Consider the following 17927-nt stretch of genomic DNA (forward strand, 5'->3'; position numbering starts at 1 on the left):
CACCTCAGGCTCGGGACCGACGCGTGATACTTGCTGATTGTAGTGCGCGGGGTCTAGCTAGGCTAGGCGAGTGATGGAAAGCCCGCGCCTAGTCAATCTCGTCGATGCTCGGATCGTGGAGTTCCTCGCATCGCGCGAGTCCATTCTCAATCGCGTGGCCCCCGACCTCGCCCCCTTCTCGCTGTTCTCGCGGGATCTTCTCAGCGGCGGCAAGAGGTTCAGGGCCCTGTTCTGCTACTGGGGCTGGCGTGCCGTCTCTCCCGCGGTCGCCGAGTCGGCGGTTCCCGGCGAGAAGGAGCTCGACTCCCTCGTCGACCTGTGCGCGGGCCTCGAGCTCTTCCACGCCGCAGCCCTCGTGCACGACGACATCATCGACAACTCCGACACCCGCCGCGGAATGCCCTCGGCGCACCGACGCTTCGAGACCCTGCACGCCGATGGCGGCTGGCGGGGCGACCGCCGCAGCTTCGGCGAGGGCAGCGCGATCCTGCTCGGCGACCTGCTGCTGGCGTGGAGCGACGAGCTCATCGCCCGGGCCGTGCTCGGCGCGCCCTCACTCGAGATCCACCTCGCCGCCCGCGAGGCGATCGACACGATGCGCACCGAGGTCACCCTCGGCCAGTACCTCGACCTGCTCGAGGAGCGCGCCTGGGCGACCACCGACCCCGAGGCCTCGCTCGAACGCGCCGAACGGGTGATCGTTTACAAGTCGGCGAAGTACAGCGTCGAGGCGCCGCTCGTGATCGGCGCGTCCCTGCGGGGCTCGTCGCCCGAGCAGACGGATGCGCTGCGGCGCTTCGGGCTGCCGCTCGGCATCGCGTTCCAGCTGCGCGACGACGTGCTCGGCGTCTTCGGCGACGCCGAGCTCACCGGCAAGCCCTCGGGCGACGACCTCCGCGAGGGCAAGCGCACGGTGCTCGTGTCGCTCACCCGCTCCCGGCTCGACGCCTCGTCGCGGCGGCTCTTCGACGAGCTGCTCGGCGACCCCGAGCTCGACGAGGGCCAGATCAGGATGCTGCAGCAGACGATGGTGGGGACGGGGGCCGTCACCGAGGTGGAGGGCATGATCTCCCGGCGCCTGCGCACGGCGCTCGACGAGCTCGACCGCGCGCCGCTCGGCGACACCGCGAAGGCGGAGCTGACGAGCCTCGCCAAGCGGCTGGTGAACCGGCAGGCCTGAGCGGGCCGTAGGCCGTGAGCCGCAGGCTCCAGGCTCCGGCCGCAGGCTCCAGGCCCTAGAAGTCCTGCGCCTGCGCGATGCGGCGCACCTCGGCCTTGCGGCCGGCGCGCAGCGCCGCGATCGGGGTCGCCTCGAGCAGCTCGTTCGGCGACAGCAGCCACTCGAGGATCTCCTCGTCCTTGTAGCGGTTGTCGGCGAGCACCATGATCGTGCCCTTGAGCTCGGTGAGCGGCTCGCCGTCGCGGATGAACTCCGCCGGCACCGAGAGCACGCCGTCGCGGCGGGTCGCCACCAGGTGGTGGTCCTCGATCAGGCGGCGCACCTTGCTCGGCGTGAGCCCGAGCAGGTCGACGAGGTCGGGAATGGTCAGCCACTCGGTGGCGGGCAGATCAGTCACGAGTACAGATTGCCACGCGGCGGGGCGTCGGCGGCAATCGACTCTCATCACGAATGCATAAAAATGCGCATCCGGAGCCCGATCGGCCGGTGTCTATGCGGCCAGGGCCATGCCCCCTTCTCTAGACTCGGAGCTGTGACAAGCGCCCCGCCCGACCCGATGATCGGACGTCTCATCGACGGCCGCTACTCGGTGCGGTCCCGCATCGCGCGCGGCGGCATGGCCACCGTCTACCTGGCCACCGACCTGCGCCTGGAGCGCCAGGTGGCCATCAAGATCATGCACGGGCACCTCGCCGACGACGCCGTGTTCAAGGAGCGCTTCGTGCAGGAGGCCCGCTCGGCGGCCCGGCTCGCGCATCCGAACGTCGTGAACGTCTTCGACCAGGGCCAGGACAGCGACATGGCGTACCTCGTCATGGAGTACCTGCCCGGTGTCACGCTGCGCGACCTGCTGAAGGACTACGGGAAGCTCACCACCGAGCAGACCGTCGACGTGATGGACGCGGTGCTCGGCGGGCTCGCCGCGGCACACAAGGCGGGCATCGTGCACCGCGACCTGAAGCCCGAGAACGTGCTGCTCGCCGACGACGGCCGCATCAAGATCAGCGACTTCGGGCTGGCACGCGCCGTGTCGGCCAACACGGCCACCGGCCAGGCGCTGCTCGGCACGATCGCCTACCTCTCCCCCGAGCTGCTCACCCGGGGCACCGCCGACGCCCGCAGCGACATCTACGCGGCCGGCATCATGATGTACGAGATGCTCGTCGGCGCGCAGCCCTACGTGGGCGAGCGGCCGATGGCCATCGCCTTCCAGCACGCCAACGACCCGATGCCGGTGCCGAGCGCCGCGCAGGCCGGCGTGCCGGAGCAGCTCGACGACCTCGTGCTCTGGGCCACCGCGAAGAGCCCCGACGAGCGGCCGAGCGACGCGCGCGAGATGCTCGACCGGTTGCGGGAGGCCGAGCGCGAGATCGTCGGCGCGCGGCCCGTCTCGAACGCGACCGCCCGCACCGTGGTGCTTCCCGAGACCTTCGACGCCGACCTCGACCACGCGCAGACGCAGGTGCTCGAGTCGCGCCGCCGCACCGGGCAGATGGCGGCCGTCGGCGGGGCGACCGGCGAGACCACGGCCTACGGTGCACCGCTCATGCCGCCGACCGGCCCCATCCCGCCCGGAGCCCCCGGCTCCCCCGGCTCGCTCGCGGCGCTGAACGACAGCGGCCCGCACACCGCCACCCATCAGCGGCTGGCCACCAAGACGAAGCGTCGACGGCGCCGCGGCGCGTGGGTGTTCGCACTCGTGCTGTTCGTGGCCGCCGGTCTCGGCACGGGTGCCTGGTACTTCGCCGCCGGCCCCGGCGCCATGCTCACCATCCCCGACGTCACCTCGCAGACTCCGGACGAGGCGGTCGCCAGCCTGCAGAAGGCCGGCCTCGAAGCCTCCCAGGCCCCGGCGACGAGCCCCACGGTCCCGGCGGGCTCCGTGATCGGCACCGACCCGGGCTCGGGCAGCAGCGTGCAGACCGGCTCGGCCGTGTCGGTGCTGGTCTCCTCCGGGCCGGCGATGCTCCCCGTTCCGACGCTGACGGGCATCCCCGAGGCCGAGGCGCGCACCGCGGTCGAGCAGGCGGGCTTCACGAACACCGACCCGCAGACCCGGTTCAGCGGCGACGTCGAGGCCGGCGTGGTGATGGCGGCGCTCGACGCGGCCGGTAATCAGCTCGGCGCCGAGTACGGCGAGCAGCAGCCGGTGACCCTCGTGGTCTCCCTCGGCGCGGTGCCCGGCGTGATCGGGCAGACGCTCGAGGAGGCGCAGGCCACCCTGGCGGCCGTCGGGCTCGTGGGTGTGGAGGGCTCCTCCGACTTCAACGAGGAGGTGCCGGCCGACCAGGTCTACAACGCCGTGCTGCCCTCCGACACCGTGCGCCAGGGCGACTCGATCACGCTCGACATCTCACGCGGCCCCGAGCCCGTCACCGTGCCGTCCGACATCGTCGGCCAGTCCTGGAGCGACGCGAAGCCCACCCTGGTCGCGCTCGGCTTCGACCTGCGCTACAACGCGGTCGCCGACGCCCTCCCCGACGCCTTCAAGATCAGCGCCACCGACCCGGCCCCCGGCACGAGCCTCCCCCGAGGCTCCTCCCTCACCGTCTCCTTCAGCGTCTTCTAGCCCGTCCTCCTGCCGAGCCGTCGAAAAACGCCCCGTCCGCGCTGCGGAGGGGCGTTTTTCGACGGCTCGCCAGGAGGGTCACGCGCGGGCGGCGCTCGAGACCTTGAGCTCCTCGGCCACCAGGAAGGCGAGCTCGAGCGACTGCATGTGGTTCAGGCGCGGGTCGCAGAGCGACTCGTAGCGCGTCGACAGGGTCGCCTCGTCGATGTGCTCCGAGCCGCCGAGGCACTCGGTGACGTCGTCGCCCGTGAGCTCCACGTGGATGCCGCCGGGGTGCGTTCCCGCCGCCCGGTGCGCCTCGAAGAAGCCCTTGACCTCGTCGACCACGTCGTCGAAGCGACGCGTCTTGTAGCCGTTGGGCGTGGTCAGGCCGTTGCCGTGCATGGGGTCGGTGACCCAGAGCGGCAGGGCGTCGCTCGACTTGATGGCCTCGAGCAGCGGGGGCAGCGCATCCCGGATCTTGCCCGCGCCCATGCGCGTGATGAAGGTCAGGCGACCGGGCTCGCGCTCGGGGTCGAGCTTGTCGATCAGCCGCAGCATGTCGTCGCCGGTCGTGGTGGGGCCGAGCTTCACGCCGATCGGGTTGCGCACCCGCGACAGGAAGTCGACGTGCGCGCCGTCGAGCTCGCGCGTGCGCTCCCCGATCCAGATGAAGTGGCTCGAGGTGTTGTACGGCGTGCCCGTGCGCGAGTCGATGCGGGTCATCGGCCGCTCGTAGTCGAACAGCAGGCCCTCGTGGCTGACGTAGAACTCGGTGCGCTTCAGCGCCTCGAAGTCGGCGCCGCACGCGACCATGAACTTCACGGCGCGGTCGATCTCGCCGGCGAGCTGCTCGTAGCGCACGTTGGCGGGGTTCGAGGTGAAGCCCTTGTTCCACATGTGCACCTGGCGCAGGTCGGCGAAGCCGCCCTGGGTGAAGGCGCGGATGAGGTTCAGCGTCGACGCGGCCATGTGGTACCCGTCGAGCAGGCGCTTCGGGTTGGCGGTGCGCGACTCGGGCGTGAAGTCGTAGCCGTTCACGATGTCGCCGCGGTAGGCGGGCAGCGTGACGCCGTCACGGGTCTCGGTGTCGCTCGAACGGGGCTTGGCGAACTGCCCGGCCATGCGGCCCATCTTGATGACGGGCATCGAGGCGCCGTAGGTGAGCACGACGGCCATCTGCAGGATGGTCTTCACCCGGTCGCGGATCTGGTCGGCCGTGGCCCCCGCGAAGGTCTCGGCGCAGTCGCCGCCCTGCAGGAGGAACGCCTCACCGCGGGCCGCCGTGGCGAGCCGCGAGCGGAGGTTGTCGACCTCGCCGGCGAAGACGAGCGGCGGCAGCGTGGCGATCTCGCGCGAGACGGCCTCGACGGCGGTCTGGTCGGGCCAGGACGGCTGCTGCTTCACCGGAAGGGTGCGCCAATAGTCCAGACCCGCGATCACCGATTCATCCGCTTCGACGATTTGCTCTGTTGGATCTACCACTGGCTTGGATTCCTGTATCTATTTGGCGGTGGCGCGCGGTCGCACGCGTTTCTCCTTGACCGAAGTCGCATAGACGTCCGCGTATTCCTGGCCTCCCAGGCGGTGCAGCTCGTACATGATCTCGTCGGTCACGGAGCGGAGGATGAACCGGTCTGATTCCAGTCCCTCGAACCTACTGAAATCTAGTGGCTCCCCGATGACGATGCCAATCCGCCTGATCTTCGGCAGCTTCGTGCCGATGGGCATGACCTTCTCGGTGTCGATCATGGCGACCGGGATGATCGGCACATGCGCCTCGAGCACCATCCGTGCGACGCCGGTGCGCCCGCGGTAGAGCTTCGCGTCGGGGCTGCGCGTGCCCTCGGGGTAGATGCCCAGCAGGTCGCCGCGCGCCAGCACCCGGAGGCCGGTGTTCAGCGACGCCTCGGAGGCCTTGCCGCCCGCGCGGTCGATGGGGAGCTGACCCGAGGCGATGAAGAACAGCCGCACCAGGAAGCCCTTGATGCCCTTGCCGGTGAAGTACTCGCTCTTCGCGAGGAACGACACCTGGCGGTCGACCACGACGGGCAGGAACACCGAGTCGCTGAACGAGAGGTGGTTCGAGGCGAGGATCGCGCCGCCGGTGGCGGGGATGTTCTCGAGCCCGATCACCCAGGGCCGGAACAGCGTCTTCAGCACCGGGGCGATGAGGAGGTACTTGGCGAGGAAGTAGAACATGCTCAGATCGATTCCGCGTACTGGCGGGCGAGGTCGGCCGCGCCGACGACACCGGCGTCGTTGACGAGCTCGGCGATCGCGAAGGCGGGCTCGGGGTGGTAGCCGCGCGCCGGCAGGCTCTCGAGGAACGACTGGCGGATGGGGTCGAGCAGCAGGTCGCCGGCCTGGGCGACCCCGCCCCCGATCACGAACAGCTGCGGGTCGAGCACCGCGCCGAGACTCGAGCAGGCCTGGCCGATCCAGGTGCCGAGCGTACGGAGGGCCGACAGCGCCCCGGGGTCTCCGATGGTGACGAGCTCGCTGACGTCCTGACCCGTCAGCACGCCCTTCCGCTGGCGCACGGAGGCGAGCACCTGGCCGATGCCGCCCGCGTCGGCCAGTTCGTTCGCGAGCCGGAGCAGCGCTCGGCCGGAGCCGTACTGCTCGATGCAGCCGTGGGCCCCGCATCCGCAGGGCAGACCGTTCGGCACCACCCGCATGTGCCCGAGCTCGGCGCCGGCACCGAAACCGCCGCGGAACAGACGGTCGCCGCTGACGATGGCGCCGCCCACCCCCGTGCCGATGGTGAGCATGACCATGTCGCTGACCAGACGCCCGGCGCCGAAGCGGAACTCGGCCCAGCCGGCCGCGTTCGCGTCGTTCTCGACGATGATGTGCATGCCGAGGCGTTCCTGCAGCTTCTCGCGGAAGGGCTCGTTGCGCCAGTTGATGTTCGGCGCGTAGTAGACGACCGACTGGGAGGCGTCGATGAAGCCGGCCGCGGCCACCCCTACTGCGGCGATCTCCTCGCCCTCGGCGAGGCCCTGCACCATCGCGACCACCGAGTCCTCGATCACCTGCGGCTCGGCGGCGATGGTCGGCGTGCGGTCGTGCTTGACGATCGCGCCGAACTCGTCGACGACGGCTCCAGCGATCTTCGTGCCGCCGATGTCGATGCCGATGGCGCGCATGGATGGTTCCTTCCGACCGGGCGAGACGGCGCCCCGGAGAAGCCCCGGGCGCACCAAGTAGAGTGTAGAGGAGTTGAACCTGACCGGTACCGAAGGAGCTGCCGTGGACCAGTACGAGAACCCTGCCGTCGTCGAGGCCGATCCCGAGGCCAACGTGACCGACCTCCTGGTCGACCGTGTTCGCCAGACCCCCGACCAACCGCTGTTCGCCGTGCCCGAGAACGGCGGCTGGCGCGACATCACCGCCGCCGAGTTCCTCACCCAGGTGAAGGCGGTGGCGAAGGGCCTGATCGCGGCGGGCATCGAGCCCGGCGACAAGATCGGCCTGATGTGCCACACCCGCTACGAGTGGACGCTGATCGACTTCGCCACCTGGTTCGCCGGGGCGGTGCTCGTGCCGATCTACGAGACCTCCTCCCCCGCCCAGGTGCAGTGGAACCTCAGCGACTCGGGGGCGACCGCGATCATCGTCGAGACGGCCGACCACTTCGCCCGCTTCGACGAGATCCACGCCGACCTGCCGCTCGTCACCCGCGTCTGGCAGGTCGACCTCGGCGACCTCGACAAGCTCGCCTCGACGGGGGGTGCGGTGTCCGACGACGAGGTCGAGCGCCGGCGCAATCTCGCCCGCGGCTCCGACCTCGCCACGCTGATCTACACCTCGGGCACGATGGGGCGCCCGAAGGGCTGCGTGCTGACCCACGCGAACTTCGTCGCGCTGAGCCGCAACGCCGCGGTGTCGATGGCCGACGTGCTCGCGCCCGGGTCCTCGACCCTGCTGTTCGTCACCACCGCGCACGTCTACGCCCGGTTCATCTCGGTGCTCTCGGTGCACGGCGGTGTGAAGGTCGGCCACGAGTCGAACACGAAGAACCTGCTGCCCGCGCTGGGGTCGTTCAAGCCGACCTTCCTGCTCGCGGTGCCGCGCGTGTTCGAGAAGGTCTACAACTCCTCGGAGCAGAAGGCCGAGGCCGGCGGCAAGGGCAAGATCTTCCGGGCCGCGGCCGCGGTCGCGGTGCAGCACTCCGAGGCCCTCGACGCCGGGCACGTGCCGCTCGGGCTGAAGCTGCGCTTCGCCGTGCTCGACCGCCTCGTGCTGTCGAAGCTGCGCGCCGCGCTCGGCGGCCGTGTGAAGTACGCCGTCTCGGGTTCGGCCCCGCTCGGCCACCACCTGGGGCACTTCTACCGCAGCCTCGGCGTGAAGATCCTCGAGGGCTACGGCCTCACCGAGACCACCGCCCCGGCCACCGTCAACGTGCCGGAGCAGTTCAAGATCGGCACGGTCGGCCCGCCGCTGCCCGGCGTCGCCGTGAAGCTCGCGGGAGACAACGAGATCCTGATCAAGGGTGTCAACGTGTTCGCGGGCTACTGGAACAACCCCGAGGCCACGGCCGAGGTGATGGACGGCGAATGGTTCAAGACGGGTGACATCGGCACCCTCGACGACGACGGCTTCCTCACCATCACCGGGCGCAAGAAGGAGATCATCGTCACCGCCGGTGGCAAGAACGTCGCCCCGGCCGTGCTCGAGGACCCGATCCGCGCGAACCCGGTCGTGGGCCAGGTGGTCGTGGTCGGCGACCAGCGTCCGTTCATCTCGGCGCTGATCACCCTCGACTCCGAGATGCTGCCCGTGTGGCTCAACAACAACGGTCAGGACGCGACGATGAGCCTCACCGAGGCGGCCGTGAACCCGGCCGTGCTCGCCGAGATCCAGCGTGCCGTCGACACCGCCAACACACTGGTCTCGCGGGCCGAGTCGATCCGCAAGTTCGTGGTGCTCACCGACGAGTTCACCGAGGACAGCGGGCACCTCACGCCCAAGATGTCGATCAAGCGCAACGTGATCCTGAAGGATTACGCGGCGGTCGTCGACGGCATCTACTCGGCGGCCCCGGCCACCGAGGGCCAGTCGCTGGTCTTCTGACCGGTCAGGTCGGCCGCAGCTGACCTTGCAGGTCGGCTGCGACCGACCGGCGGCGACCGGCTAGAACCAGGTCGACTCGCGCACCTGCCGCATGGCCTCGCGGCGGGTGGGCTTGTCGAGCCGGTCGAGGTAGAGCAGACCGTCGAGGTGATCGGTCTCGTGCTGCAGCGCCTGGGCGAGCACACCCGTGCCCTCGACGATCACCTCGTCGCCCTCGAGGTCGATGCCGCGTGCCTTCGCGTAGGGGTAGCGGCTGGTCTTGAACCAGAGCTCGGGCACCGAGAGGCAGCCCTCGTCGACGAGCTCGGGTTCGCCCGAGGTCTCGACGAGCACCGGGTTCAGGATGTACCCGATCTTGCCGTCGACGTTGTAGCTGAACGCCCGCAGGTTCACCCCGATCTGCGCGGCCGCCACGCCCGCGCGCCCCGGCACCTTCACGCTGTCGAGCAGGTCGTCGACGAGGGCGCGCACGCGGTCGTCGACCTCCACGATCGGGTCGGACACGGTCTTCAGCACGGGGTCGCCGAACAGGCGGATCTCGCGGACAGTCACTGCAGTGATTCTCTTTCGATGGGGTCGGGCGGGCGGAGCAGGGCGGGCGGCTCGGGCCCGGTGGTCAGGACGCCGGCGTCACCACGGCGATCAGGTCGCCGGCCTCGACCTGCTGGGTGGTGGGGATGGCGAGCCGCGAGACGGTGCCGGCGATCGGGGTGGTGATCGCCGCCTCCATCTTCATCGCCTCGATGGTGGCGACGGGCGCCCCGGCGGCGACGGTGTCGCCCACGGCGACCTTCACGGTGACGACGCCGGAGAACGGAGCCGGCACCTGACCGGGCTGGGCCGCATCCGCCTTCTCGGCCGTCTTCGTCTCCACCTTCACCTGCCGGTCGCGCACGTTCACCGGGCGCAGCTGGCCGTTGAGCGTGGTCATGACGGTGCGCATGCCCTTCTCGTCGACCTCGCCGATGGCCTCGAGCCCCACGAACAGGCGCACGCCCCGGGAGATCTCGACCACGTGCTCGGTGCCCTGCTGCAGGCCGTAGAGGTAGTCGACCGTGTCGACGACGCTGAGGTCGCCGAACAGTTCGCGCAGCTGCTCGAAGGTGCGGGTCGGCGCGGGGAAGAGCAGCCGGTTCAGGGTCGCACGCCGCTCGGCCGCCGGAGAGTCGGGGGCGATGGCGGCCAGGTCGGCGTCGTCGACCGGGGTGACCCCCACCTTGACGTCACGGCCGGCGAGGACCTTGCTGCGGAACGGCTCCGGCCATCCGCCCGGCAGTTCGCCCAGCTCGCCGGCCATGAAGCCGATCACGCTGTCGGGGATGTCGTAGTTCTGCGGGTTCTGTTCGAAGTCGGCCGGGTCGGCCTTCACCGCAGCCAGGTGCAGGGCGAGGTCGCCCACCACCTTCGACGAGGGGGTGACCTTCGGGATGCGCCCGAGGATGCGGTTCGCCGCCGCGTAGAGGTCTTCGATCAGCTCGAAGTCGTCGGCGAGACCCAGCGCGATCGCCTGCTGGCGCAGGTTCGACAGCTGACCGCCCGGGATCTCGTGCCGGTAGACCCGCCCGGTGGGCCCGGGCAGCCCCGACTCGAACGGCCGGTAGACCTGGCGCACGGCCTCCCAGTAGGGCTCGAGGTCGCTCACGGCGGCGAGCGACAGGCCAGTGTCGCGCTCGGTGTGCGCGAGGGCGGCGACCAGGGCGGATGCACTCGGCTGACTCGTAGTGCCGGCCATCGGTGCGCTGGCCACGTCGACCGCGTCCGCGCCCGCCGCACTGGCGGCGAGCAGGGTCGCGAGCTGACCGCCCGCGGTGTCGTGCGTGTGCACGTGCACCGGCAGATCGAACCGCTCCCGGAGGGCCGTGACGAGTTTCGCGGCGGCGGCCGGGCGCAGCAGCCCCGCCATGTCCTTGATCGCCAGCACGTGCGCGCCGGCGGCGACGATCTCGTCGGCCAGGCGCAGGTAGTAGTCGAGGGTGTAGAGGTCTTCGGCCGGGTCGAGCAGATCGCCGGTGTAGCAGACCGCGACCTCGGCGACGGTGCTGCCGGTGGCGAGCACGGCGTCGATCGCGGGGCGCATCTGGCCCACGTCGTTGAGCGCGTCGAAGATGCGGAAGACGTCGACCCCGGTCGCGGCGGCCTCGCGCACGAACGCCTCGGTCACCTCGGTGGGGTAGGGCGTGTAGCCCACCGTGTTGCGCCCGCGCAGGAGCATCTGGATCGCCACGTTAGGCAGGGCCTGGCGCAACGCGGCGAGGCGCTCCCACGGGTCTTCGCCGAGGAAGCGCAGGGCGACGTCGTAGGTCGCGCCGCCCCAGGCCTCGACGCTCCACAGCTCGGGGGTGAGCCGGGCCACGTAGGGCGCGACCGCGACGAGGTCGCGGGTGCGCACGCGGGTCGCCAGGAGGGACTGGTGAGCATCCCGCATCGTCGTCTCGGTGACAGCGAGAGCCGTCTGCGCCCGGAGCGCCGACGCGAAGCCGACGGGACCGAGCTCGAGCAGCCGCTGGCGACTGCCGGCCGGGGCGGGAACGCCGAGGTCGACAGCCGGCAGCTTGTCGACCGGATGAACGGTCACCGTCCGTGCCCCGTTCGGCTGGTTCACCGTGACGTCGGCGAGCCAGTTCAGCACCTTCGTGCCGCGGTCTTTCGAGGGATGCGCGGCCAGCAGCTGCTGCCGCTCCTCGATGAAGCTCGTGCTGAGGTCGCCGGCGGCGAACGACGGGTCGTCGAGCACGCCCTGCAGGAACGGGATGTTCGTGGACACGCCCCGGATGCGGAACTCCGCCAGAGCGCGCCGCGCCCGCCGCACCGCCGCCGGGAAGTCGCGGCCTCGGCAGGTCATCTTCGCCAGCATCGAGTCGAAGTGCGGGCTGATCTGCGCGCCGACGTCGACGGTGCCGCCGTCGAGGCGCACGCCCGCACCGCCCGGGGAGCGGTAGGCGGCGATCTTGCCCGTGTCGGGGCGGAAGCCGGCCGTCGGGTCCTCCGTGGTGATGCGGCACTGCAGGGCGGCGCCGTGCAGCACGATGTCGTCCTGGTGCATCCCCAGGTCGTCGAAGGTCGCCCCGCTCGCGATGAGCATCTGCGACTGCACGAGGTCGACGTCGGTGACCTCCTCGGTGACCGTGTGCTCGACCTGGATGCGCGGGTTCATCTCGATGAACACGTGCTCGCCCGCCCGGTCGCCGACCGTGTCGACCAGGAACTCGACCGTGCCGGCGTTGACGTAGCCGATCGACTTGGCGAACCTGATCGCGTCCCGGTGCAGGGCCGTGCGCAGCTCGTCGCTGATGTTCGGCGCCGGAGCGATCTCGACGACCTTCTGATTGCGCCGCTGCACCGAGCAGTCGCGTTCGAACAGGTGCAGGGTCTCCCCCGTCGCGTCGGCCAGGATCTGCACCTCGATGTGCCGGGGCCGCAGAACCGCCTGCTCGAGGAACATCGTCGCGTCACCGAAGGCACTGTCGGCCTCCCGCATCGCCGCCTCGAGCGCGCCACGGAGCTCCTCGCGGGTCTCCACCCGGCGCATCCCCCGCCCGCCACCACCGGCGACGGCCTTGGCGAACACGGGGAAGCCGATCTCGTCGGCGGCCGCGACGAGCACGTCGAGGTCGGTGGTCGCGGGCGACGACTTCAGCACCGGAACCCCCGCCGCGATCGCGTGCTCCTTGGCCGTGACCTTGTTGCCCGCCATCTCGAGCACGTGCTGGCCCGGCCCGATGAAGGTGATGCCGTTCCCGGCGGCCGCCTTCGCGAGCTCGGGGTTCTCCGACAGGAAGCCGTAGCCGGGGTAGATCGCGTCGGCGCCCGACTCCTTCGCCACGCGGATGATCTCGCTCACGTCGAGGTACGCGCGCACCGGATGCCCGACCTCGCCGATCTGGTAGGCCTCGTCCGCCTTGAGGCGGTGCATCGAGTTCCGATCCTCGTACGGGAACACGGCGACCGTCTTCGCCCCCAGCTCGTAGGCGGCCCGGAAGGCCCGGATCGCGATCTCTCCGCGGTTGGCGACCAGAATCTTCGAGAACATGGAGACCTTTCAGGCGCATGCGCGTACAGCGAACAGTTAGGTAGTCAAAGCCTAGTGAAGGTAACGTTGTCGACTGTGCATGTACTCAGCGTCTCGTCCCTCAAGGGGGGTGTGGGCAAGACCACAGTGACGCTCGGACTCGCTTCCGCCGCGTTCGCCAAGGGTCTGCGCACCCTCGTGGTCGACCTCGACCCTCAGTCCGACGTGTCCACGGGCATGGACATCCGGGTCGCCGGACATCTGAACGTCGCCGATGTGCTGGCCTCTCCCAAGGAGAAGGTCGTGCGGGCGGCGATCGCCCCGTCGGGCTGGACGAAGGACCGCGGCGGCAAGATCGACGTGCTGATCGGCAGCCCCTCGGCCCTCAACTTCGACGGGCCGCACCCGTCGATCCGCGACATCTGGAAGCTCGAGGAGGCCCTGGCCACCGTCGAGAGCGAGTACGACCTCGTGCTGATCGACTGCGCCCCGTCGCTGAACGCGCTCACGCGCACCGCCTGGGCGGCATCCGATCGCGTGTCGGTCGTGACCGAGCCCGGTCTGTTCTCGGTGGCCGCCGCCGACCGCGCCCTGCGCGCGATCGAGGAGATCCGCCGCGGGCTCTCCCCCCGCCTCCAGCCGCTCGGCATCATCGTGAACCGCGTGCGGTCGCAGTCGCTCGAGCACCAGTTCCGCATCAAGGAGCTCCGCGACATGTTCGGCCCGCTGGTGCTCTCGCCCCAGCTGCCCGAGCGCACCTCGCTTCAGCAGGCCCAGGGCGCCGCGAAGCCGCTGCACGTCTGGCCGGGCGAGGGTGCCCAGGAGATGGCGCGCAACTTCGACCTCCTGCTCGAGCGCGTCATGCGCACGGGCCGCGTCGGCGAATACGCCGACCTCAAGGCCTAGCCGCCGCGCGCGCCCCGCGTCGGCCCGCCTTCGCCGAGCCGAGCCGTCAAAAACCGCCCCGATTCCTACCGGAATGGGGCGGTTTGCGACGGCTCGCCACCAGGGCGACGGGGTGTCAGCTGATCTTGCGGGAGGCGCGGCGAGCCGCGAGTTCGTCGGCCGGGTCGGTGACCACCGAGTCGAGGTCGACGAGGGAGTTCTCCACCTCGCGCAGCACCTTGCCGACGGCGATGCCGAAGACGCCCTGGCCGCGGCTGACGAGGTCGATGACCTCGTCGTTCGAGGTGCAGAGGTAGACGCTCGCACCGTCGGACATGAGCGTGGTCTGCGCCAGGTCGTTGATGCCCGACTCGCGCAGCTGGTTGATGGCCGTGCGGATCTGCTGCAGCGAGATGCCGGTGTCGAGCAGGCGCTTGACGAGCTTCAGCACGAGGATGTCGCGGAAACCGTAGAGGCGCTGCGAGCCCGAACCGGCCGCTCCACGGACGGTGGGCTCGACGAGCGCGGTGCGCGCCCAGTAGTCGAGCTGACGATAGGTGATGCCGGCGGCGCGGGCCGCCACGGCACCGCGGTAGCCGTTCGCGTCGTCGAGGTCGGGCAGTCCGTCGGTGAACAGCAGGCCGAGGTCGTAGCGAGAATCGTCGCCTTGGCTTAGCTCGCTCATCGGGGCCTTCCATCGTCGGGCGCACCCGGAACGGGATGCATCACGTCAACGCTATCGACGCAGACCCCCCGGGGCAACGACCGAGGCACTTGCACCCCCGGCGTGTCGCGGGCGCACCCCCGATCGTGACCGGATCGTGTCACGGCACGATGCGGCTGAGCGCCGACCGGATGAGGCTCGACCGCACGACCTCGAGCTGCCCGGCTATCTCGACGGCCAGCTCGGCCGCCTTGACCCGGCTCGACGGATCGCGCCGCCGCGCCACCGGCATGAGGGCACTTTCGATCAGCCCGAGTTCGCGTTCGGCCGCCTGCCGGAACCCCCGCAGGTGCCGCGGCTCGATGCCGCTGCGCTGCAGTTCGACGAGAGCCTTCAGCACGACGAGCGAGTCCTCCCCGTACGACTCCGCGGGCGTGAGCACCGAGGCCGAGAACGCGTCCTGCACGAGCATGGGGGTGGCACCCGCCTCGCGGGTGAGCTCCTCGCGGCTGAGTCGCCGCCCGGTCTGCAGGATCGACGCTCCCCCGGGCAGCGCCGCCCCGGGCATCGGCGGGTTAAGCCCCGCGTCCACGTCGGCGAGGTAGTCCTTGATCACGGCGAGCGGCAGGTAGCAGTCGCGCTGCAGCGTGAGGATGAGCTTCAGCCGGCTCAGGTCGTTCTGCGAGAACTTGCGGTAGCCCGACGGTGTGCGGGCCGGATGCACGAGCCCGCGCTCCTCGAGGAAGCGGAGCTTGGACGGGGTGAGGTCGGGGAACTCGGTGGTGAGCCTCGCGAGCACCTGACCGATGCCGAGAAGCGGCGCCCCGGGCTGCTGCCCGGGCGCTGGAGCGGCGTTCGGCACTACTCTCCCGCGGCGGTGACGACGTCGATGCGCGACGGGTAGAACGTGAGGCGGAACTTGCCGATCTGCACCTCGGCACCGTCGTCGAGCAGCGCCTCCTCGACCCGGGCGCCGCCGACGTACGTGCCGTTCAGGGACCCGAGGTCGCGCACGATGAAGGTGTGGCCGTGCCGGGTGAACTCGGCATGCCGCCGCGAGACGGTGACGTCGTCGAGGAAGATGTCGGCGTTCGGGTGGCGCCCGACCGTGGTGGTCGCGGTGTCGAGCAGGAAGCGCGCCCCGGCGTTCGGCCCGCGGCGCACGATCAGCAGTGCCGAACCGGAGGGCAGGGCGGCGATCGAGTCGAGCTCCTCGCCGCTGACGCCACCCTCGAGGGCCGCGAGCTGCGCGGCGAACTCACCGGTCAGCGACAGCGTGGTGTCACCGCTCGGGGTGGGCACGGTGATCCGGGTCGTGCGGTCGTCGTTCACGTTGCTCGTCATCCTGCTGCCCTCCTTGCTCCGACCAGCGTAGTCGATGGGGAGGGGTGCAGAACCCGCGAATCTGCCGAGGGGGTGAGCGCCGGTGCCCTACTATTCGAGCATGATCCCCTTGGTGGCGTCGGTCTGGGTGCTGATCGCGAGCGTGCTGATCACGTGGGTGCTCTCGCTGATCACCCGCGAGTACTCCTGGGTCGACCGCATCTGGTCGATCCTGCCGGTGCTCTACGTCTGGATCTTCGCGGGGGCGACCGGCTTCACCGACCTCCGTCTGATGCTGATGGCGTCGGTCGTCACGCTCTGGGGAGCGCGCCTGACGTTCAATTTCGCCCGCAAGGGCGGCTACGGCCGAGGTGGCCAGGACTACCGCTGGGGCATCCTGAAGAAGCGGATGCCCGGCCCGGCCTTCCAGGTGTTCGACCTGCTGTTCATCGCGGGCTTCCAGAATCTCGTGCTGTGGCTCATCGCGATGCCGGCGTACTTCGCCTACCAGCACCGCGCGACCCCGTTCGGGCTGCTGGACGTCGTGCTGCTCGTATTGTTCGTCGCCGCCCTGGTGGGCGAGACGATCGCCGACGGGCAGCAGTGGCGGTTCCACCTGCGGAAGCACTCCGGTGCCGCGACCGACGGGCAGCCGTTCCTGACCCGGGGGCTGTTCCGCCTGAGCCGCCACCCGAACTACTTCTTCGAGCTCACCCAGTGGTACCTGTTCTTCGGCGTCGGCGCGGTGGCGGCCGGGACGGTGCTGCAGTTCTCGGCGCTCGGTCCGCTGCTGCTGACGGTCGTCTTCATCGGCTCGACGGTGTTCACGGAGAGCATCTCGCGCGGCAAGTACCCCGACTACGAGGAGTACCGACGGACGACGTCGGCGCTCGTCCCCTGGTTCCCCAGGAGGACGAGCGCCGATGTCGTGAAGGCCGAGCCGACTAATTGAACTCGAGCGGGTTCGTGCCGTTGCGGCCGTCTTCGCCGCGGTCGAGCGTGGCGATGGTGGCGATCTCGGCGGCCGAGAGCTCGAAGTCGACGACGTCGAAGTTCTGAGCCATGCGACCCTTGTCGTTGCTCTTCGGGATGACGATGTTGCCGACGTCGAGGTGCCAGCGGATGATCGTCTGCGGCACCGATTTGCCGTGCGCCTCGGCGATCGCGGCGAGCTCGGGCGACTCGTTGATCTTGCCCTGGCCGAGCGGGCCCCAGGCCTCGATGGCGATGCCCTGCTCGGCGGCGAAGGCGCGCAGCTCGGCCTGCTGGAAGTCGACGTGCAGCTCGACCTGGTTCACCGCCGGCACGACGCCGGTCTCGGCGATCAGCCGCTCGAGGTGGTCGATGGTGAAGTTCGACACACCGATGGCCTTGGCCCGGCCCGACTCGGCGATCTCGATCAGCCCGCGCCAGGCGTCGACGTAGGTGTCGCGCTCGGGGGTGGGCCAGTGGATGAGGTAGAGGTCGACGTAGTCCATGCCGAGGCGGGCGAGGCTCTTGTCGAAGGCCTCGGCCGGCCGGGTCTGGTCGTCGTTCCAGAGCTTGGTGGTGATGAACAGCTCGTCGCGGGCGACGCCCGACTCGCGGACGGCGTGGCCGACGCCCTCTTCGTTGTGGTAGATGCGGGCCGTGTCGAGGTGGCGGTAGCCGACGTCGAGCGCGTCGAGCACGACCCGGTTGGTCTTGTCGGGATCGACCTTGAAGACACCGAAGCCGAGCTGCGGGATGGTCGTTCCGTTGTTCAGGGTGACTGTGGGGACTGTGTTCTCCGTCATCCCCTCACCCTATGACTCCCCGCCGACACCCGCCTCGTCGTCGGCGACCAGCGAGCGGACGATCAGGTCGAGAACGGCTTCGCCGTACGCGTCGGCGGCGCTCAGCGCCTCGTAGCGCCGCTCGTCGCCGCGGATGACGGCGGTGACGAGGTAGAGGGTCTCCCCGTCGACCCGCTCGGTGCCGAGCGACACGAAGCCGTCGCGCAGCAGTTCCCGCAGCTGGTCCTCGCGGGGCAGCCAGAGCGTGTCGCCGAGGTCGACGGAGTCGAGGGCCCACTCGGTGGTGCCGTTGAAGCCGATCAGGCTGCCGCCCGGATGCTCGTGCACCTCGACGGTCATCTCGCTGACCGTGAACACCTCGCCGCCCGCCTCGGCCGTCTCGATGACGAACCCGTCGCCCGAGCGGGGATGCCAGCGCAGCCCGGCGGTGCGGAGCGCCCGGGCGAGCTCGATGGAGATCATGT

16 protein-coding genes are annotated in these 17927 nt (G+C 70.1%); 5 read left to right on the forward strand and 11 right to left on the reverse strand.

What is annotated here, in order from left to right; all coding sequences use genetic code 11:
• Positions 1–70 precede the first annotated feature (70 nt).
• Positions 71–1180 carry a polyprenyl synthetase family protein gene (locus NVV95_RS01975; RefSeq protein ID WP_375163771.1) on the forward strand — a complete coding sequence of 370 codons (1110 nt, stop codon included), beginning with the start codon at positions 71–73 and terminating at the stop codon, positions 1178–1180.
• Positions 1181–1235: 55 nt separating this feature from the next.
• Here NVV95_RS01975 and NVV95_RS01980 read toward each other — a convergent pair whose 3' ends face one another.
• Positions 1236–1577 (reverse strand): Rv2175c family DNA-binding protein, encoded by a 342-nt coding sequence (locus NVV95_RS01980; protein WP_259484858.1) that lies wholly within the window; start codon positions 1575–1577, stop codon positions 1236–1238.
• A 135-nt stretch (positions 1578–1712) separates the two neighbouring features.
• On the opposite strand from NVV95_RS01980, the gene pknB reads away from it, so the two are divergent.
• Complete coding sequence (pknB, locus tag NVV95_RS01985) at positions 1713–3749, forward strand: Stk1 family PASTA domain-containing Ser/Thr kinase (protein WP_259484859.1); 2037 nt, start codon at positions 1713–1715, stop codon at positions 3747–3749.
• A 78-nt stretch (positions 3750–3827) separates the two neighbouring features.
• On the opposite strand, the gene NVV95_RS01990 is transcribed toward pknB, so the two are convergent.
• The 3 genes from NVV95_RS01990 to NVV95_RS02000 are packed head-to-tail and all read right to left on the reverse strand — an operon-like array spanning position 3828 to position 6880.
• Complete coding sequence (locus NVV95_RS01990; RefSeq protein WP_259484860.1) at positions 3828–5171, reverse strand: class II 3-deoxy-7-phosphoheptulonate synthase; 1344 nt, start codon at positions 5169–5171, stop codon at positions 3828–3830.
• Positions 5172–5231: 60 nt separating this feature from the next.
• Complete coding sequence (locus NVV95_RS01995) at positions 5232–5930, reverse strand: lysophospholipid acyltransferase family protein (RefSeq protein WP_259484861.1); 699 nt, start codon at positions 5928–5930, stop codon at positions 5232–5234.
• A gap of 2 nt (positions 5931–5932) precedes the next feature.
• Positions 5933–6880: an ROK family glucokinase gene (locus tag NVV95_RS02000; protein WP_259484862.1), complete on the reverse strand. Its 948-nt coding sequence runs from the start codon at positions 6878–6880 to the stop codon at positions 5933–5935.
• A gap of 103 nt (positions 6881–6983) precedes the next feature.
• Here NVV95_RS02000 and NVV95_RS02005 point away from each other — a divergent pair, with 103 nt between their 5' ends.
• Entirely contained in the window at positions 6984–8807 is a 1824-nt protein-coding gene (locus tag NVV95_RS02005; RefSeq protein ID WP_259484863.1) for an AMP-dependent synthetase/ligase, read from the forward strand.
• Between the two features lie 60 nt (positions 8808–8867).
• On the opposite strand, the gene def is transcribed toward NVV95_RS02005, so the two are convergent.
• Positions 8868–9359 (reverse strand): peptide deformylase, encoded by a 492-nt coding sequence (gene def, locus NVV95_RS02010; protein ID WP_259484864.1) that lies wholly within the window; start codon positions 9357–9359, stop codon positions 8868–8870.
• A gap of 64 nt (positions 9360–9423) precedes the next feature.
• Positions 9424–12837 carry a pyruvate carboxylase gene (locus tag NVV95_RS02015; protein ID WP_259484865.1) on the reverse strand — a complete coding sequence of 1138 codons (3414 nt, stop codon included), beginning with the start codon at positions 12835–12837 and terminating at the stop codon, positions 9424–9426.
• Between the two features lie 75 nt (positions 12838–12912).
• On the opposite strand from NVV95_RS02015, the gene NVV95_RS02020 reads away from it, so the two are divergent.
• Positions 12913–13722, forward strand: coding sequence for a ParA family protein (locus tag NVV95_RS02020; RefSeq protein WP_194681152.1), 810 nt, complete (start codon positions 12913–12915; stop codon positions 13720–13722).
• Between the two features lie 115 nt (positions 13723–13837).
• On the opposite strand, the gene NVV95_RS02025 is transcribed toward NVV95_RS02020, so the two are convergent.
• The 3 genes from NVV95_RS02025 to NVV95_RS02035 form a co-directional block, all read right to left on the reverse strand.
• Entirely contained in the window at positions 13838–14386 is a 549-nt protein-coding gene (locus NVV95_RS02025; protein WP_259484866.1) for a MerR family transcriptional regulator, read from the reverse strand.
• A 139-nt stretch (positions 14387–14525) separates the two neighbouring features.
• A complete protein-coding gene (gene ftsR, locus NVV95_RS02030) occupies positions 14526–15227 on the reverse strand; it encodes a transcriptional regulator FtsR (RefSeq protein ID WP_259484867.1) in 702 nt (233 codons plus the stop codon).
• Positions 15227–15709, reverse strand: a complete 483-nt coding sequence (locus tag NVV95_RS02035; protein ID WP_259484868.1) for an FHA domain-containing protein — start codon at positions 15707–15709, stop codon at positions 15227–15229. The genes ftsR and NVV95_RS02035 overlap by 1 nt, the downstream gene beginning before the upstream one ends.
• Positions 15710–15809: 100 nt before the next feature.
• Between NVV95_RS02035 and NVV95_RS02040 the strand changes: the two genes are divergently transcribed.
• Entirely contained in the window at positions 15810–16640 is an 831-nt protein-coding gene (locus NVV95_RS02040) for a DUF1295 domain-containing protein (RefSeq protein WP_259484869.1), read from the forward strand.
• On the opposite strand, the gene NVV95_RS02045 is transcribed toward NVV95_RS02040, so the two are convergent.
• On the reverse strand, positions 16633–17463 hold the full coding sequence (locus NVV95_RS02045; RefSeq protein WP_259484870.1) for an aldo/keto reductase: 831 nt from the start codon (positions 17461–17463) through the stop codon (positions 16633–16635). The genes NVV95_RS02040 and NVV95_RS02045 overlap by 8 nt on opposite strands.
• 9 nt (positions 17464–17472) lie before the next feature.
• The gene (locus NVV95_RS02050) at positions 17473–17925 is read right to left on the reverse strand and encodes a pilus assembly protein CpaE (RefSeq protein ID WP_259484871.1); all 453 of its coding nucleotides are present in this window, start codon (positions 17923–17925) and stop codon (positions 17473–17475) included.
• Positions 17926–17927 lie beyond the last annotated feature (2 nt).

This window comes from Herbiconiux gentiana (assembly GCF_024978135.1).
Taxonomy (GTDB): Bacteria; Actinomycetota; Actinomycetes; order Actinomycetales; family Microbacteriaceae; genus Herbiconiux; species Herbiconiux gentiana.

Coding starts and splice junctions, on each gene's coding strand:
- NVV95_RS02045 (WP_259484870.1), bottom strand. CDS start 17,463: ATGACGGAGAACACAGTCCCCACAGTCACCCTGAACAACGGAACGACC.
- NVV95_RS02040 (WP_259484869.1), top strand. CDS start 15,810: ATGATCCCCTTGGTGGCGTCGGTCTGGGTGCTGATCGCGAGCGTGCTG.
- NVV95_RS02025 (WP_259484866.1), bottom strand. CDS start 14,386: ATGAGCGAGCTAAGCCAAGGCGACGATTCTCGCTACGACCTCGGCCTG.
- NVV95_RS01995 (WP_259484861.1), bottom strand. CDS start 5,930: ATGTTCTACTTCCTCGCCAAGTACCTCCTCATCGCCCCGGTGCTGAAG.
- NVV95_RS02015 (WP_259484865.1), bottom strand. CDS start 12,837: ATGTTCTCGAAGATTCTGGTCGCCAACCGCGGAGAGATCGCGATCCGG.
- NVV95_RS02035 (WP_259484868.1), bottom strand. CDS start 15,709: ATGACGAGCAACGTGAACGACGACCGCACGACCCGGATCACCGTGCCC.
- NVV95_RS02050 (WP_259484871.1), bottom strand. CDS start 17,925: ATGATCTCCATCGAGCTCGCCCGGGCGCTCCGCACCGCCGGGCTGCGC.
- NVV95_RS02000 (WP_259484862.1), bottom strand. CDS start 6,880: ATGCGCGCCATCGGCATCGACATCGGCGGCACGAAGATCGCTGGAGCC.